Annotated in this window: 15 protein-coding genes; 11 read left to right on the top strand and 4 right to left on the bottom strand. The window is 70.1% G+C overall.

Annotated features, from left to right (window positions below; all coding sequences use genetic code 11):
* The first annotated feature begins 20 nt into the window (after positions 1-20).
* On the top strand, positions 21-755 hold the full coding sequence (locus OVA21_RS13145) for an HAD family hydrolase (RefSeq protein WP_268092576.1): 735 nt from the start codon (positions 21-23) through the stop codon (positions 753-755).
* Positions 752-3,250, top strand: a complete 2,499-nt coding sequence (locus tag OVA21_RS13140; protein ID WP_268092575.1) for a glycoside hydrolase family 65 protein — start codon at positions 752-754, stop codon at positions 3,248-3,250. The genes OVA21_RS13145 and OVA21_RS13140 overlap by 4 nt, the downstream gene beginning before the upstream one ends.
* Positions 3,251-3,438: 188 nt before the next feature.
* On the opposite strand, the gene OVA21_RS13135 is transcribed toward OVA21_RS13140, so the two are convergent.
* The 3 genes from OVA21_RS13135 to ramB all read right to left on the bottom strand — a co-directional run bounded on the left by OVA21_RS13135 (position 3,439) and on the right by ramB (position 6,902).
* Positions 3,439-4,308: a DUF559 domain-containing protein gene (locus OVA21_RS13135; protein ID WP_227022163.1), complete on the bottom strand. Its 870-nt coding sequence runs from the start codon at positions 4,306-4,308 to the stop codon at positions 3,439-3,441.
* 549 nt (positions 4,309-4,857) lie between these two features.
* Entirely contained in the window at positions 4,858-5,442 is a 585-nt protein-coding gene (locus OVA21_RS13130; RefSeq protein ID WP_132062524.1) for a carboxymuconolactone decarboxylase family protein, read from the bottom strand.
* 5 nt (positions 5,443-5,447) lie between these two features.
* Positions 5,448-6,902, bottom strand: coding sequence for an acetate metabolism transcriptional regulator RamB (ramB, locus tag OVA21_RS13125; protein ID WP_096906769.1), 1,455 nt, complete (start codon positions 6,900-6,902; stop codon positions 5,448-5,450).
* A gap of 194 nt (positions 6,903-7,096) precedes the next feature.
* On the opposite strand from ramB, the gene aceA reads away from it, so the two are divergent.
* From aceA to OVA21_RS13080, 9 genes are all read left to right on the top strand, one after another.
* The gene (aceA, locus tag OVA21_RS13120; protein WP_067717135.1) at positions 7,097-8,386 is read left to right on the top strand and encodes an isocitrate lyase; all 1,290 of its coding nucleotides are present in this window, start codon (positions 7,097-7,099) and stop codon (positions 8,384-8,386) included.
* A gap of 135 nt (positions 8,387-8,521) precedes the next feature.
* Complete coding sequence (locus OVA21_RS13115) at positions 8,522-9,439, top strand: 3-hydroxybutyryl-CoA dehydrogenase (RefSeq protein WP_069389974.1); 918 nt, start codon at positions 8,522-8,524, stop codon at positions 9,437-9,439.
* A 4-nt stretch (positions 9,440-9,443) separates the two neighbouring features.
* A complete protein-coding gene (metE, locus tag OVA21_RS13110; RefSeq protein WP_268092574.1) occupies positions 9,444-11,852 on the top strand; it encodes a 5-methyltetrahydropteroyltriglutamate--homocysteine S-methyltransferase in 2,409 nt (802 codons plus the stop codon).
* A 21-nt stretch (positions 11,853-11,873) separates the two neighbouring features.
* A complete protein-coding gene (locus OVA21_RS13105) occupies positions 11,874-12,182 on the top strand; it encodes a hypothetical protein (protein ID WP_096906770.1) in 309 nt (102 codons plus the stop codon).
* 89 nt (positions 12,183-12,271) lie between these two features.
* On the top strand, positions 12,272-13,480 hold the full coding sequence (locus OVA21_RS13100; RefSeq protein ID WP_096906771.1) for a DUF445 domain-containing protein: 1,209 nt from the start codon (positions 12,272-12,274) through the stop codon (positions 13,478-13,480).
* A 141-nt stretch (positions 13,481-13,621) separates the two neighbouring features.
* Positions 13,622-14,143, top strand: coding sequence for a helix-turn-helix domain-containing protein (locus tag OVA21_RS13095; RefSeq protein ID WP_096906772.1), 522 nt, complete (start codon positions 13,622-13,624; stop codon positions 14,141-14,143).
* Positions 14,144-14,222: 79 nt separating this feature from the next.
* Positions 14,223-15,452: a hypothetical protein gene (locus OVA21_RS13090; protein ID WP_096906773.1), complete on the top strand. Its 1,230-nt coding sequence runs from the start codon at positions 14,223-14,225 to the stop codon at positions 15,450-15,452.
* A gap of 147 nt (positions 15,453-15,599) precedes the next feature.
* Positions 15,600-15,881 (top strand): DUF2516 family protein, encoded by a 282-nt coding sequence (locus tag OVA21_RS13085; protein WP_067717117.1) that lies wholly within the window; start codon positions 15,600-15,602, stop codon positions 15,879-15,881.
* Positions 15,878-16,588, top strand: a complete 711-nt coding sequence (locus OVA21_RS13080) for a MerR family transcriptional regulator (protein WP_096906774.1) — start codon at positions 15,878-15,880, stop codon at positions 16,586-16,588. The genes OVA21_RS13085 and OVA21_RS13080 overlap by 4 nt, the downstream gene beginning before the upstream one ends.
* A 50-nt stretch (positions 16,589-16,638) precedes the next feature.
* Here the strand turns inward: OVA21_RS13080 and purU are convergent, their stop codons facing one another.
* Positions 16,639-17,505, bottom strand: a complete 867-nt coding sequence (gene purU / locus OVA21_RS13075; RefSeq protein WP_067717112.1) for a formyltetrahydrofolate deformylase — start codon at positions 17,503-17,505, stop codon at positions 16,639-16,641.
* Position 17,506 lies beyond the last annotated feature (1 nt).

Genomic DNA, 17,506 nt, shown 5'->3' with positions numbered 1-17,506 from the left:
CCCGGAAATAGGACAACGCTATGGACCATGACGGTGTGGACGCCGTGCTCTTCGACCTCGACGGGGTCATCACCCCGACGGCCGAGAAGCACATGCAGGCGTGGAATCGGATGTTCACCACCTACTTCGACGCCCAGGGGATCGACCCGTACTCGGATGAGGACTACTTCCGTTACATAGACGGCAAGCCGCGGGTCGAGGGCATCGCGTCGATGCTCGCCGCGCGGGGCCTCACCCTGCCCGAGGGCGACGACGACGACGAGGCCGGTCCCGACGCGGACACGATCCACGGGCTCGGTCTGCGCAAGAACGTGATCTTCCGTGAGCTGCTCGACGAGGGCATCGAGGCCTACCCCGGGTCGGTGGCCTACCTCGACGCCCTCGACGCCGCCGGCATCGCCTCCTGCGTGGTCTCCAGTTCCAAGAACGCCGAGGCCGTGCTCACCGCGGCCGGACTGCGGGACCGGTTCGAGGTGATCGTCGACGGGCTGGTCGCCGCCGCCGATTCGATCCCCGGCAAGCCCCGCCCCGACACGTACCTGCGGGGCGCCGAGCTGCTCGGTGTGCCCGCGGACCGCTGCGTGGTGATCGAGGACGCCGTCTCCGGCGTGCAGGCCGGCGCCGCCGGCGGGTTCGCGCGCGTGGTCGGTGTGGACCGCGGAGCCGGGCGTGAGACCTTGCTCGCGGAGGGCGCCGACCTCGTCGTCGTCGACCTGGCCGAGCTCATCCCCGGACTGACGGAGGCGAACCGGTGACCCGTATCCCCTTCTCCCGAGGACCGGTCCACGACACCGTCGGCGAGTCCGTGCCCGGCAACATCCGCACCACCTACGGCGTGAACCTCCGGAGCCACCTCGAGGTCCCCGAGATCAACCGCTCCACCCACCCCGCCGACCCGTGGCGTTGGGTCGAGACCCGTCCGAACGCGTCGCCGCTCGGGGTGTCCGAGACGCAGTTCGCGGTGGCGAACGGCTACCTGGGCATGCGTGGCAACCCGGAGGAGGGGCGCGACTCCGCCCAGCACGGCACCTTCGTCAACGGCTTCCACGAGACGTGGCACATCCAGCACGCCGAGGACGCCTACGGGCTCGCCCGCGAGGGCCAGACGATGATCCAGGCCCCCGACACCAAGACCATCCGCATCTACGTCGACGACGAACCGCTCCGGCTATCCGTGGCCGACCTCGAACACTACGAGCGCAGCATCGACTTCCGGGACGGGGTGCTGCTTCGGGAGATCGTGTGGCGCACCCCCGCCGGGAAGAAGGTCGTCATCCGCACCAGCCGGATGGTGTCGATGGTGGAGAAGCACCTCGCGGTGATGACGTACGAGATCGAGCTCCCGGACGAGCCCGCCCCCGTGGTGATCTCCTCGCAGGTCCTCAATCGGCAGGACGGCGAGGACGAATACAGCTCCGCCGCGGACGACGGCGCCCCGGCAGAGGGCTTCGACCCCCGCCGCGCCGAGGGACTCGAGCACCGGGTGCTCGAGCCCCAGGTCACCGAGGACCAGGGCGGGTACCACGTGCACGGGTACCGGTGCACCAACTCGGGCATGACGATCGCCGTCGCCGTGGACCACCTGCTCGAGACCGAGGACGACGTGGCCATGAGCCACGAGATCGACGACGACTCCTCGAAGATCGTCTACCACGCCCACGTCACGCCGGGACGGGTACTCAAGCTGACCAAACTGGCCGCGTACCACACCTCCGAGGTGGTTCCCGCGAGCGAGCTGGCGGACCGGTGCTCGCGCACCCTGGGACGGGCCCGCGTGCGCGGGGTCGAGGACCTGCACCGCACCCAGCGGGACTGGTACGACCACTTCTGGGATCGTGCCGACGTCGAGGTGGAGGGCCCCGCGGAGACGCAGCAGGCCATCCGGTTCAACCTCTTCCAGCTGGCCCAGGCCTCGGCACGGGCCGAGTACAACGGCATCGCCGCCAAGGGCGTCACCGGTAGTGGCTACTCCGGCCACTACTTCTGGGACACCGAGACGTACGTCCTGCCGTTCCTGACGTACACCATGCCGCGGTTCGCGCGTAACGCCCTGCGCTTCCGTTACAACATGCTCGACAAGGCGCGGAACCGGGCCAAATACCTCTCCGTGAACGGCGCCCTCTACCCGTGGCGGACCATCAACGGTGAGGAGGCGTCGGCCTACTACGAGGCCGGCACCGCCCAGTACCACATCAACGCCGACATCGCGCACGCCATGGTCAAGTACATGTGGGCCACCGAGGACCAGGACTTCATGATCCGCGAGGGCGTGGACGTGCTGGTCGAGACCGCGCGGATGTGGGTCTCGCTCGGTTTCTTCGACGGCGACGGCATGTTCCACATCCACGGCGTGACCGGGCCGGACGAGTACACGACCGTCGTGGACAACAACCTGTTCACCAACGCCATGGCCCGGTTCAACCTCGTGGCCGCCGCGATCGCCTGCAAGCGGATCGCGGCGTTGGGTGACGGCCAGTGGGAGGCCGTCTGCCGGCGGCTCAAGCTGCGCGACGACGAGACCAGCGAGTGGCGGCGTGCCGCCGAGAACATGGTGATCGCGTTCGACGAGGATCTGAAGGTCCATCCTCAGGACCAGGACTTCCTCGCGAAGGAGGTGTGGGACCAGGACCTCGAGGATCCCCGCCGCCCGCTGCTCCTGCACTTCCACCCGCTGGTGATCTACCGGCACCAGGTCCTCAAGCAGGCGGACGTGGTGCTGGCGATGTTCCTGCGCGGAGACGAGTTCACCGAGGAGGAGAAGCGGGCGAACTTCGAGTACTACGACCCGTTGACCACCGGCGACTCGACGTTGTCGGCCGTGGTCCAGTCGATCATCGCCGCCGAGATCGGCTACTGCGACGAGGCCTTCGAGCACTTCTCCAAGGCGCTCGTGGTGGATCTGGCCGACGTGCACGGCAACGCCGCCGACGGCATCCACGTGGCCTCCACCGGCGGGGTGTGGTCGGCCCTCGTCAGCGGGTTCGGCGGGATGCGCGACTACCGGGGTGAGATCTCGTTCGACCCGCGGGTGCCCGCGGAGTGGACGGGACTGACCTTCCGGTTGACGGTGCGGGGTACGCACGTGCGGGTGCGGTGCACGCACACGGAGATCACCATCGAGAACCTCAACGGCGCCGATTTCGCGTGCTCGGTCCAGGGCCAGCCGGTGACCGTACCGGCGGGGCGGACGATGTCGATGGAGCTCGATGCCCGGGCTCGCGTCTGCCTGCCCTGCAGCGACGCGGGCTGAGCCGCCCCGCCGATGCCCACCTACGCGCCCCCTTCGGCTTGCGCGTTCGGAATGCCCGACCTGAGGCCGGGTGCGCGCCTGGAAGGGTCCATTGGGGACGCGTAAGTCGGGGCGCGGGGCCTGCCCGGGACTGTCGGGGCCGCGGGGCATGTCCGGCCGGGACTGTCGGGGCCGCGGGGCGCGGGGCCTCATGCCGCCGAACCGGCGGCCCGCCGCGCATAGGCTTCCCGCACCTGGTCGAGGATCTCCTCGCGCCGGTGTCGGAACAGTCTCCGGTCGAGCACTATGACGATCCAGCCGGCTGCCTGCAGGCGATTGCGTCGGTAACGGTCCTTGGACTGTTGGACGGGATCGTCGTGGTGGGCCCCGTCGTACTCGACGGCGATCCGCGCCACCGGGTCGGCCAGGTCGAGCCGGCTCCCGAGCCCCGGCACCTCCACCTGGGGCTCGAAAGACGTGAATCCGGCGGCACGCAGGAACAGGCGGGTCTCCGTTTCCCTGGGAGACTCGCTGCGGGGATGCGCGTCGGCGAGCACACGCCTGGCCCGAGCGACCCCCCACGCGCCGGCGCCCGCAGCGACGTCTTCCTCCAGTTCGCGCTGTGCGTATCCCCGTCGATAGAACGCTTCGACTGCGAGCACACCGCTCAGGTGGTCGCTGAATCTCGCCAGGTCGAAAGCGGTCCTGCGACGGGACGTGACGCGGACTCCCCGCCGGACCTCGATCGCCGACGGCGGAATGGTGTAGCGACGGATCCGGAGGCCACTGCGGGTCCGGCCGACGGGGCCGACGCAGAGCTCCGGTACGGCGTCGTCTGGCGGGGCGATGCCGTGCATGACCGCGGCAGACCAGCCGGTGAGCACGGCATCCGGGTACAGCCGGGAGTAGGCGACCGATAGGGTCTCGAAGTTGGTCGGGTGGCTGGTCGGCAGCCAGAGTTCGTCCGCGATCTTGACGAAGTCGCGTTCGCGGCGCCGCCGGGGGAGGTCGGACAGTTCGCTGCTGAGGCGCGCCCGGGTGAGTACGGGGTGCACCGGGCCTCGGCGGTGTGGAGTCATGGACCGCAGCATGCCAAGCGAGCAGGTGCGCGGTGGCCGTCGACGGGTGCCGAGGCGCTGGCCTGTGGAGAGGGCTGCGGGTGTGGAATCCGGGCTCAGGGCGGGAGAGCTTCTCGGGAGTGGCCGCACGCCAGGGCCGGTTGATCGGGCGGCCTCCGGCGGGTGCGCGTGGGGAATGGACCGATCCGGGCGCGCACCGGGGCCGATTGCGGGCAGAGAGGGCGCGTAAGCCGAAGGGGGCGCGCAAGCGCAGGGCGGGTGAGCGGCAGGAATCGCCGAGGTCGCGGGCTTCCGGGGACGCGTTGGGCGGGTGCGCGTGGGGAATGGACCGATCCGGGCGCGCACCGGGGCCGATTGCGGGCAGAGAGGGCGCGTAAGCCGGAGGGGACGCGTAAGTCGGCCGAGCCGAAGGGGACGCGTGAGTCGGCCGAGCCGAAGGGGACGCGTAAGTCGGCCGAGCCGAAGGGGGCGCGTGAGTCGGCCGAGCCGACGGGGGCGCGTGAGTCGGCCGAGCCGAAGGCGCGGACCGGCGGGGTCAGGCGCGGCGGGTCAGCGGGGGCGGTCCGGCTGGACCCGGAGGGCGTGCAGCGACGTGGCCAACCCGTCGTACTGCGCCACCAACTGCACCAGCCCCACCAGTTCGGACGAGCCGAGGTGCGACGAGAGCCCGGCCCACGTGTCGGCGGAGATGTCCTTGGTCAGCACCAGCTCGTCGACTGCGGTCAACAGCACACGCAGCCGGTTCGGCCACCCGGCGGTGGCGGGGTCGGCTGTCGTGCGGGTGATCTCGTCGTCGTCGAGACCCACGCCCGCGCCGATCCGCTCGTGGTGGGCCCGCTCGTACGCGCTGCCCCGCAGGTGCGCGACGCGCAGGATGACCAGCTCGGTGGTGCGGCGGTCCAGCACGCCGAACGGCATCATCATCCCGGAGTAGGCGAGCCACGCGGGGAAGAGCCGGCGGGCGTGGCCGAGGGTGGCGAAGAGGTTCACGTCGCGCGAGCCGGTGACGCGTGCACCGAGCCGGTTGACGACCCAGCCGAACGGGCCGAGCTCCCGGAAGCCGCCGGGCCGGATGCGGGGGACCTGCGCGGCGGTGCCGTCGTGGCTGTCGCTGCTCTCGTGGGGCTGGCTCATGGCCGTCAGGGTAGGCCAGCGGTCCCGCCGGGGGCGGACGGTTGGTCGAGGAGATACGGCGAGAGCGAGGACCGGTGGGCGTCCACCCGCAGCGCGTGGTTGAGCGGCGGGAAGGCCCGCTGCGGGCACGCGGGGCGGTCGCACATGCGGCAGCCGGAGCCGATCTTGGTGGCGGCGTCGACGTCGTCGAGGTCGAGGCCCTGCGCGTACACGGTCCGGTGGGCGTGGCGGGCCTCGCAGCCCAGGCCGATGGCGAACGTCTTGCGCGGCTGGCCGAAACGCATCGGACGGGTGGTGACGGTGCGCGAGACCCACAGGTGGAGGCGGCCGTCGGGCATCTGCGCGACCTGCCGCATGATCTTGCCGGGGAACGAGAACGACTCGTAGATGTTCCACAGCGGGCACGTGCCACCGGAGGTCGTGAAGTGGAACCCGGTCGCGGACTGCCGCTTGGACATGTTGCCGGCGCGGTCGACGCGCACGAAGCTGAACGGCACCCCGGCCGCGCCCGGTCGCTGCAGGGTCGACAGGCGGTGACACACCGTCTCGTAGCCGGTGGCGTGGAAGGCCATGAGCCGCTCCACGTCGTAGCGGAAGTCCTCGGCGGTGTCGAGGAAGCGCTGGTAGGGCATGAGCACGGCGGCGGCGAAGTAGCTGGCCAGGCCGCGCAGCGCGAGCGCGACGGCGGCGGGGGAGCTGAACGAACCCTCCTCGACGAGGCTGTCGAGCAGGTCGCGGTGCTCGAGGAAGGCCAGCTCGGAGGCCACGCGGAACGCCTGCTGACCGGGCGTGAGGTGGGCGGACAGGTCGAGACGACGGTCCTCGGTGGAGTAGCGGTGCCACAGCCCGTCGGGCAGGTCGACGCGGCGGGCGATGCGGACCCCGTGGGCCTCGGCCAGGCGGTGTTCGAGCTCGGCGCGGACGTCGCCACGGTTGAGCCGGATGCGGGTGGTGAGATCCTCGGCGGCGGTGTCGAGGGAGTCGATGTAGTTCTGCCGTTGGTAGAAGTAGTCCCGCACCTCCTCGTGCGGCATGGACAGCACCGAGCGGTCGACCGAGCTGTCCGGGACGTTGCGGGTCTCGGTCAGCGCCGCGAGCAAATCCGAGGAGTTGCGGTAGCGCTGGTGCAGGAGCATGAAGGCACGGGCGAGTGCCGGGTGCGCGCGGACGAGGTCGACCACCTCGGCGGCCGGGACCTCGGCGGAGAGCTGCGTGTCGGTGAGCGCCTCGGTGACCGCCGCGATGAGCCGGGTGTCCGAGTCCGAGGCGAAGAACGCGGAGTCCACGCCGTAGACCTCGGAGATCTTCACCAGGACCCGGGAGGTGACGGGGCGGGCGTCCTTCTCGAGTTGGTTGAGGTACGACGACGACAAGCCGAGCGACTGCGCGAAGGCGGCCTGGGTCAGGCCGTTCTCCTCGCGCAGTCGGCGGAGTCGCGATCCCATATGTGAGGCCGTCATCGGCTTTCCCTCCGAGGTCCGTGGCGAGCCCCACAATCTTCGCAAACTTTGCAAAGAAGGCAAAGAAACTCGCCACATTCGCACTTGTCGCAGGTAGACGCGCTGCCTGCCATGTGGCATTGTGTCTCCCGTAAGGGGCCGTAACTCGCAAGAGTGCGAATCCGGACCCGCCCCCGAGACAGAAAAGAGTCGCGATGTCGAACATCGGCAAGGCACGTACCGCTGAAGAGATCCAGCAGGACTGGGACACCAACCCCCGCTGGAAGGGCATCACCCGCAACTACACGGCCGAGCAGGTCGCGGAGCTGCAGGGCACCGTCGTCGAGGAGCACACCCTCGCCCGTCGTGGCGCGGAGATCCTCTGGGACAAGGTCAACAACAAGGACTTCGTCAACTCCCTCGGCGCCCTGACGGGTAACCAGGCCGTCCAGCAGATCCGTGCCGGCCTCGAGGCCGTGTACCTCTCCGGCTGGCAGGTCGCCGGCGACGCCAACCTCTCGGGCCACACGTACCCGGACCAGTCGCTGTACCCGGCCAACTCGGTCCCCACCGTCGTCCGTCGCATCAACAACGCCCTGCTGCGTGCCGACGAGATCGCCCGCATCGAGGGTGACACCTCGGTCGAGAACTGGCTCGCCCCGATCGTGGCCGACGCCGAGGCCGGCTTCGGTGGCGCCCTGAACGCCTACGAGCTGCAGAAGGCCATGATCAACGCCGGTGCGGCCGGTGTGCACTGGGAGGACCAGCTCGCGTCGGAGAAGAAGTGCGGCCACCTCGGTGGCAAGGTGCTGATCCCGACCAACCAGCACATCCGCACCCTGACCTCGGCCCGCCTCGCCTCGGATGTGGCCAACGTGCCGTCCGTGATCATCGCGCGCACCGACGCCGAGGCCGCGACCCTCATCACCTCCGACGTGGACGAGCGTGACCGCCCGTTCATCACCGGTGAGCGCACCGCCGAGGGCTTCTACCACGTCAAGAACGGCATCGAGCCGTGCATCGAGCGTGCGAAGGCCTACGCCCCGTTCGCCGACATGATCTGGATGGAGACCGGCACCCCGGATCTCGAGTACGCCAAGAAGTTCGCCGAGGGCGTCAAGGCCGAGTTCCCGGACCAGCTGCTGGCCTACAACTGCTCGCCCTCCTTCAACTGGAAGGCGAACCTGGACGACGAGACCATCGCCAAGTTCCAGAAGGAGCTCGGCGCGATGGGCTTCAAGTTCCAGTTCATCACCCTGGCCGGTTTCCACTCGCTCAACTACGGCATGTTCGACCTGGCCCACGGCTACGCCCGCAACCAGATGACCGCGTTCGTCGAGCTGCAGCAGCGCGAGTTCAAGGCCGCCGAGGAGCGTGGCTTCACCGCCGTCAAGCACCAGCGCGAGGTCGGCGCCGGTTACTTCGACCGCATCGCCACCACGGTCGACCCCAACACGTCCACCGCGGCGCTGAAGGGCTCCACCGAGGAGGGTCAGTTCCACTGACCACCGGTCGACCCCACACGGTCGACGCGGTAACAGCGTGAACACACCGGGGGCCGCGGCCGTCTCGACGAGGCGGCCCGGCCCCCGGTGGTGTCTCCACCCTCAAGTTCCCTCCTCCCGAAGGACCCTGGACAGATGAACAGCTCCCGCGACGGCGCCGACCCGGGGCGGATCACCCGCGTCGGCGTGGTGGGCGCCGGACAGATGGGCGCCGGCATCGCCGAGGTGTGCGCCCGCGCGCATCTCGACGTCCTCGTCTGGGAGTCCACCCGGGAGCTGACCACCAGCGGCCGCGCCCGCGTCCTCGACTCTCTGGACAAGGGAGTGTCCTCCGGCAAGATCACCGCCCGCGAGCGTGAGCAGGCCGCCCTGCGGTTGCGTTTCACCACCGACCTCGGCGACTTCGTCGATCGGCAGCTGGTCATCGAGGCGATCGTCGAGGACACCGACGCCAAGACCGCCGTGTTCCGCGAACTCGACGCGGTCGTCACCGACCCCGACGCCGTCCTGGCCTCCAACACCTCGTCGATCCCCATCATGAAGCTCGGCACGTGTACCGCCCGGCCCGAGCGCGTGATCGGTATGCACTTCTTCAACCCGGTTCCCGTGCTCCCGCTCGTCGAGCTGGTGAGCACCCTCGAGACCGGGGCCGCGGCCCGGGACAGGGCACAGGCGTTCGCCGAGCAGGTCCTGGGCAAACAGGTCGTCCACTCCGCCGACCGCGCCGGGGCCGTGGTCAACGCCCTGCTCGTGCCATACCTGCTCTCCGCCATCCGGATGGCCGAGTCCGGGTTCGCCACCCCGGAGGACATCGACAAGGCCATGGTCCTGGGCTGCGCCCACCCCATGGGGCCGCTCACCCTGGCAGACCTCGTCGGCCTGGACACCATCAAGGCGATCGCCGACTCGATGTACACCGAGTTCGCCGAGCCGCTGTACTCGCCGCCGCCGCTGTTGTTGCGGATGGTCGAGGCGGGCAGGCTCGGCAAGAAGAGCGGCCACGGTTTCTACCGCTATGACGCGCCGCGGGCGATGGCACGCGCCGCGCGCTGAGATCATGTCGTCGTCGTCGTCGTCGTCACAGTCACCGCCGCCGCCGTCGTCACAGCCACCGTCGTCGCCCACGCCGCCGCACCTCGAAACCACCCGCGCCTCGTCCGTCCTCGGGTACCCACGCATCGGCCCGCGCCGCGAGCTCAAACGCGCCCTCGAACGGTACTGGCACGGTGACGGGACCCGGGCCGAGCTGCTCGCCACCGGCCGCAGACTCCGCGACGCCACGTGGCACGACCTGCGCGCCACGGGCATCACGCAGATCCCCGGCAACACCTTCTCCTTTTACGACCACATCCTCGACGACGCCCTGCTCATGGGCGCGGTCCCCGCGCGGTTCCGCGAGCTCGTCCGCGACCTTGGCCCCGTCGACACCGTCTTCGCGCTCGCCCGCGGCCGCGCCGACGTGCCGCCGCTCGAACTCGTCCCGCTGCAGGGCACCTCCTACCTCTACCGTCAGCCCGAGTTCGACGAGGCCTCCGAGCTGGGGCTGCGGCCGGACGAACTGCTCGCGGAGGTGGCGCGGGCGCGGAAACAGGGGTTGGAGATCAGGCCCGTCGTCACCGGCCCGGTCTCGCTGCTGCTGCTGAGCAAGGCGGCGCCCGACGCCGCGCCGGAATTCGCGCCGATCGACCTGCTCGACCGCCTGCTTACGGAATACGAGGCGCTGCTGGGGGTCCTGGCCGGAGCCGGCGTGACGTGCGTGCAGTTCGACGAGCCGTGCATGACAATGGAACGCACCGCCGACGAGATCGCGGCGTTGCGACGTGCCTACGACCGGCTGGCGGCCGTGACGACGCGACCGCGCATCCTGGTGACGGGGCAGTACGGCGACCCGGGGGAGGCGCTGTCGGCGCTGGCCGCGACCGGCATCGAGGCGATCGGCCTGGACCTCGTGTACGGGCGGCGGTCGGCCGCGGACCTCGCGGACGTGCCGGGGCTGCGCGGCAAGCGTCTCTACGCCGGTGTCGTGGACGGCCAGAACGTGTGGCGCACCGACAAGTTCGCCACCCTGGACTACCTGCGTGACCTGCGGGCCGTCTTCCCGGACGTGGTGGTGTCGACCTCGTGCACGCTGCTGCACGTGCCGTACGACGTGAACGCCGAGCCCGACCTGCCCGCCGAGCTCGCGGACTCGCTGGCGTTCGCCGAGCAGAAGGTCGCCGAGGTGGTCTCGCTCGCGCACGCCCTGGTCGACGGCCCCACACCGCGCTGGCGCCGGTTGCCGGTACTGCCCAGCGCGCGCCGCGACGACGTGCGGGCGAGGACCGCCCGGGTCGACGACGACGACAAGGTCCGCGTCCCCTACGCCGAGCGGGCTGCCCGGCAGGCCGACCGGCTCGGACTGCCCACGCTGCCGACGGCGACGCTGGGCTCGTTCCCGCAGACGCGGGAGATCCGGCGTGCCCGCAGGGACCTGGCGGACGGGCGGATCGACTACGACAGGTACTGCGACTACCTGCGCGCCGAGATCGCCTCGGTGATCCGGCTGCAGGAGGACATCGGGCTGGACGTGCTGGTGCATGGCGAGGTCGAGCGCAACGACATGGTGCAGTACTTCGCCGAACTGCTCGACGGGTTCGCCGCCACCCGCAGCGGCTGGGTGCAGTCCTACGGCTCGCGCTGTGTGCGGCCGCCGATCCTGTACGGCGACGTGGCCCGACCCGCGCCGATGACCGTGGAGTGGACCGGGTACGCGCAGTCGCTGACCGACCGGCCGGTGAAGGGGATGGTCACCGGCCCGGTGACGATGCTCGCGCGGTCCTTCTGCCGCACGGACCTGGCACTGCCCGAGGTCGCCACGCAGCTCGCGCTGGTGGTGCGCGACGAGGTGGCGGACCTGGAGGCGGCGGGGACGGCGATCATCCAGATCGACGAACCCGCCATCCGGGAACTCCTGCCGCGCCGCGGCGCGGACCGACGCGCGTACCTCGACTGGGCGGTGGGCACCTTCCGCCTGGCCTCGGCCGGGACGCGACCGGACACCCAGATCCACACGCACCTCACCTACTCGTCTTTGCGGGAGATGAGGGCGGCGATCGAGGGACTCGACGCCGACGTCACCGCGATCGTCGCGACGCGGTCGATCGAGTGGGTACTGGAGGCCCTGGAGGATCACACCCTGACCCGTCAGGTCGCGCCCGGGGTGTACGAGTCACGGTCGGGGTTCGTCCCGGACATCGACCTGCTGCACTCGAGGCTGCTCCGGGCGGTGGACGCGGTGGGGGTGGACCGCGTGTGGGCGGTGCCGGACGGGGGGCTCAAGAGCCGTTACACCTGGCAGTTGGAGCCGAGCCTGCGCAATCTGGTCGCCGCCGCGCGGCGGATCCGACGGGCGGTTGCCCCGGATCCCCGGGGTTCCAATAAGATGGGACATAGAACGAGTCTCGGGTCACGGGCCCGGGATCGGTAGTGGAGAGAAGAGGACGACATCATGGCCGGTCAGACGCTCGAGCACACTGGTGCCGCCATCGTCGAGGAGTACTACCCGTCGTACGCGACGGAGGTCGCCCCCACGTACCCGCTGTACTCGACTACGATCTACCTGGGTTCGGTGATCATCCTGCTGAGCATGAGCATGCTGGGCCTGCCCATCACCGCCATCGGGTACTACACGGAGAACGCCGGGGTCTCCCTGGGGCTGGTCATCGCGGCGGTCGTGGCGACCACCGCCGTCTTCCTCCTCGGGCTGTTCATCTGTATGTACGGCTTCCGTAAGCACGGCCGCGAGGACGCACACTGACGGTCGACCCGGTCGTGGGTGCCGGCGCGCCCGCTCTCAGGGCGGGCGACCCGGCGACCGACGCCGAGCGGAGGTCAGCCCTCCGTCGTATGAAGATGGTCGCGACGGGGTTCCTCGTCGTGGCCGGACTGGTCTATCTGGTCGCGGAGTACGCGCTACACAACGGCGCCGACCCCTGGGTGGGTTACGTCCGCGCCGCCGCCGAGGCGGGGATGGTCGGCGGGCTGGCCGACTGGTTCGCCGTCACCGCCCTGTTCAAGCACCCGCTGGGGATCCCCATCCCGCACACCGCGCTCATCCGCAAGAAGAAGGACCAGCTGGGCACCTCCCTCGGCGGGTTCGTGGGGGAGAACTTCCTCGACCCCGAGATGGTGAGCGAGAAGGTCCGCGGCGCCCGCATCCCCGAACGCGCCGGTGAGTGGCTGGCCGAGGACGACCACCGCGCGATGGCCTCGGACCAGGCCGCCAAGGCCATCCGTGCCGTTCTGGCCGTGCTCCGCGACGACGACGCCGTCGCGATCATCGAACGCACCATCGTCTCCCGCATCGCCGAGCCGGAATGGGGGCCGCCGGCCGGTCGGATCCTCGCCGAGCTCCTCGACGAGGGACGCCACCTGCCCCTGATGGACCTCATGGCCGACCGCGCCCACGGCTGGGTGGAGGCCAACCCCGAGACCATCGACCGCTGGGTCCGCGAGAAGGCCCCCACGTGGGCGCCCCAGTTCGTCAACGAACTGCTCTCCGAGCGTGCCTACCGCGAGCTGCGCGAGTGGACCTGGCAGATCAAGGTCGACAAGCAGCATCCCGTTCGGGTGGCGCTGATCGGGTTCGTCGAGGACTTCGCCCGCGACCTCCAGCACGACCCGTCCACCATGGCCAAGCTCGAGACGTTCAAGCACGAGGTCATGGGCCGCGACGAGGTGCGCCGCGCCGCCGGATCGGCGTGGGCGGCCGCCAAGCACATGATCGTCGAGGCCACCGAGGACTCCTCGTCCACGCTGCGGGTGAAGATCGACGATCTCCTGGGCCGCCTGGCCGACATGCTCGTCGGGGACGAGAAGATGCGGGCGCGCCTCGACGACTACATGACCCGCACCGCCCGCTACGTCGCGGAGAACTACGCCGGCGAGGTCACCTCGATCATCTCCGAGACCGTCGAACGGTGGGACGCCGACGAGGCCTCCGAGAAGATCGAGTTGCTCGCGGGCAAGGACCTGCAGTTCATCCGCATCAACGGCACGGTCGTGGGGGCCCTGGCGGGACTCGTCATCCACACCACCACCGAGCTCATCTTCTGATCCCGGCCCGAGTCTGATCCCGACCGGCCTGTGTGACCCATCGCACCGCATCGCCGTACACATAGCGCTTGCTGTAGCAAGCACTCGTTGCTAGCGTTGGGGTCAGGCGATGAGAGACGGACGCCGGAGGGAGGTGACTCCATGGCCGCACAGAGTGGACACACACACGACGAGGCTGCGGAGAGCACCGGAGCACAGGTCGATGAACCGACCGCCGCAACCCTCGCGCGTCGCAACAAGCCGACGGGTGAGGTGCCGCGTCACAGCGATCTCACCTCGCACGGTGAGGACGACAAGCGTTCGTCCGAGTCGCAGGACATCGGGTCGTTCATCCGCGCCCAGCGGGAGGCCGCCGAGGTGTCCATCCGGCAGCTCGCGGAGCGTGCCGGCGTCTCCAACCCGTATCTGAGCCAGATCGAACGCGGGCTGCGCAAGCCGTCCGCCGAGGTCCTGGGTCAGATCGCCCGAGGTCTGAGGTTGTCCGCCGAGGTGCTCTACGCCCGCGCGGGGATCCTCGAACTCAAGCAGGGGAGTCCGGTGAGGGATGCGATCCTCACCGCCCCGGACCTCACAGAGCGACAGAGGGAGGTGCTCGTGGAGATCTACGAGTCGTTCCGAGCGAACAACGCAACGGCAGCCGCCCAGGTCGTCAACGTTCCCTGAGGGAACTCCGGACGACGGCCCGCAGGGCCACGTGACACCGCACAAGAGAACACCCGCACGACACCACCGAGGAGTCAAAATGGCCGATAAGAAGCCCACTTCCAAGAAGACCGCCGCCGAGGCCGCCGAGCAGAAGGCCAAGGGCGAGGCCGTCAAGGAGCAGGCCCTGGAGGGTCCGCTCGGTCAGGCCATCGCCGCCGTGCGCACGCCGGTCTACGCCTACGTCGGGGTCAACGACCTCGCCATCCAGGCCGTCTCCGGCATGGTCGCGGACCTGCGCCGTCGCGCCGAGGAGGCCGTCACCGAAGCGCAGTCCAAGGTCACCGAGCGCGTGGCCGAGGCGCAGAACCGCATCAACGAGCGCGTGGCCGGGGCGCAGACGCGCGTCACCGAGGTCCAGAACCGCGTGAGCGAGGTCCCCGAGCGCGTCCAGGCCCTGCCGGCCGAGGTCGAGGAGCTCGTCACCCGGTTCCGCCCGGAGGAGCTGCGCAAGGTCGCCGACGCGTACGTCCAGGTCGCGGCCGGGATCTACGGTGGCCTCGCCGCCCGCGGTGAAGACGTCGTGAGCCGGCTACGCGAGGAGAACCCGCAGCTCGAGGCCGGCCTGGCCCGCGTCAACGAGCAGGTGGCCCGCGCCGCCGGCGCCGTCGAGGAGCAGGTCGAACTGGGCGAGGACGCCCTCGGCACCGTCGCCCGCCAGACCCGCACGATCGGTGTGAAGGCGGCTGGCCGCGTCTCCAAGAGCGCCCGCCAGGCGGCCGAGACCGCCGGCGACGCCGCCGACTCGGCGGCCGAGCGGGTCGATGAGGTGGCCGAGCGCGTCGACAAGACGGCGGGCAAGGCCGCCGACAACGTCGACAAGGTCGCTGGCAAGGCCGCCGACCGCGTCGACGAGGCCGCCTCCAAGGCGTCCGCCGAGGTCGCTCGCGGCACCGCCGAGGTCGAGGCCCGCACGGCCAAGAAGGCACCGGCGAAGAAGGCTGCCGCCAAGAAGGCCCCGGCCAAGAAGGCGCCCGCCAAGAAGGCCGCCGCGAAGTCGACGACCACCAAGGCCACGGCCACCCCGTCGTCGTCGGGTGCGGCAACCGCCGACAAGCCGGCCGCGACCAAGCCGGCCGCCGGTAAGCCCGTGGCGTCCAAGCCCGCTGCCACCAAGCCGGCTGCCACCAAGTCGACTGCTGCCAAGCCGGCCGCCGCATCGGCCGGGGGCGATTCGGACGCCCCCACGCCGATGGAGCTCGCGGACAACGATCCCGCGCTGACCACCGCGGACACCCCGTTGCCCCCCGCCGGCACCGACCGCGTCTGATACCGCGGCACCTGACGCCCCGGCCCTCCTCTTCCGGAGGGGCCGGGGCGTCGTGCGTTGCGGTCCGCCGCAGGGGCCGGGCCGGGATCTGGACGCCGTGAACATGGTCACACCGCGGTGACATGAGTGCCGACTACACTGGGCCGCGTGATTGACACTCTTCCCGGGACGTGGGGCATGGTCCAGCTGGCTATCCAGGGCGCGCTCGTCGTGTGGGCCCTGGCGGGACTGGTGCTGGCAGTCCTCCCGCCCGCGTCGGCGTACTCGATCGAGGGCAAGTGGCCCAAGCCCGCCTGGATCGGCATCTGCGCCGTGGCCGCCCTCATGTTCGCGATCCGGCCGTTCGGCTTCCTCAGCATCATCGCGATGGTGGCAGTGGGTGTGTTCTTCGCCGACGTCCGGCCCGCTGTCGGGGGACGGCGCAGGTGACACCGCCGGAGGCCGACGGGTTCCAGCGGATCGAGGAGCTGGCCGAGGACTCCGGCACCACGGTGCGTAACATCCGCGTCTACCAGGAGCGGGGACTTCTCCCGGCCCCCGTCCGCAGGGGTCGCACCGCGTTCTACGGGCCCGACCACAAGAACCGACTGAACCAGATCCTCCGGCTGCTCGACCGCGGCTACACGTTCGCCACCATCGAGGAGCTGTTCATCGCGGAGCGCCACGGCTTCACGCTCTCCGAGCTGCTGAACTCGGACGCCGTCCTACCGGAGCGACGCTCGAGCGGCACCCGCCGCCGCCTCCCTCGTGGCGGCGTGGAGGCCGTCGCGGGTTTCGAGTTCGCCGAGGAACTCCTCGACCAGGGATCGGCCATCGGCCTGGTCAGTGAGCCGAGTGCGGCCGACCATTTCTTCGCGGACCGCTACATGTACGAGCTGTTCCGCGAACTCATCGTCCTCGGGGTCGGTGAGGAGGGGATCGACAAGATCGGTCGCCTGTTCCTCAAGGGGCAGAGTACGTCGGCCGAGGCGCTCGACATCCTGGTGGAGACGATGCGCGACGCCGGGATGGACCAGTCCGTCATCATCAAGAGGGTCACGGGGATCATGCCCCGGGCCGGCGCCGCCGCCCGCCTGATCTTCCTCTCGGCGGCCGAGACCCTGCTCAGCGAGCGGCACGGCTTCCCCAAGGGCTGACCTCCGCGGGAGCGGACCTCCCAGGGGAGCTGACTTCCCCGGGAGCGGACCTAGGTGAACACGACGGTGCGTCCGCCGTGGACCAGCACCCGGTCCTCGAGGTGCCAGCGCAGCCCCTTGGCCAGGACCAGCTTCTCGGCGTCGCGCCCCTGCCGGACCATGTCCTTCACCGTCGCCGTGTGGTCCACGCGGATGACGTCCTGCTCGATGATCGGCCCCTCGTCGAGGTCGGCGGTCACGTAGTGGCAGGTCGCCCCGATCAGTTTCACGCCGCGGACATGCGCCTGGTGGTAGGGGCGGGCGCCCACGAAGCTGGGCAGGAAGCTGTGGTGGATGTTGAGGGCACGCCCGGCCCACTTCGTGCAGAGCTCGTCCGGCAGGACCTGCATGAAGCGGGCCAGCACGATCGCGTGCGGGTCGATCTCGTCGACGATCGCGGCGACCTCCGCGAATGCCGGGCCTCGCTCGGCGGGGTCGGCCGGGAATGGCACGTGGTGGAAGGGCGCACCGTGCGACTCGGCCATGCCGCGCAGGTTCTCGTGGTTGCCGATCACGGCCCGGACCCGCGCAGGGTAGTCACCGCTCTCCACCCGACCCAGCAGGTCGTGGAGGCAGTGCCCCTCCTTCGAGACCAGGATGACGACGTCCTTGGGCTCGGAGGAGTCCGAGATGTGCCAGTCGGTCTCCGGGCCCAGTTCGGCTGCAACCCGCTCGAAGCGGCGCCGCAGTTCGTCGATCTCCATGCCGATCGACTCGGCGCTCACGGACTGGCGGGTGAAGAACCAGTTCGAGTCCTCGTCCGCGTGGTAGGCCGCCTCCGTGATCGTCCCGCCCAGCTCGGCGAGGAAGGTGGCGATCCGGGCGACGATACCGATGCGGTCCGGGCAACCCAGGGTGAGGACGAAGCGACGTGACATG

The organism is Dietzia sp. SL131 (assembly GCF_026672565.1).
Lineage (GTDB): Bacteria > Actinomycetota > Actinomycetes > Mycobacteriales > Mycobacteriaceae > Dietzia > Dietzia kunjamensis.
This window is presented reverse-complemented; position numbering and strand designations above follow the sequence as displayed.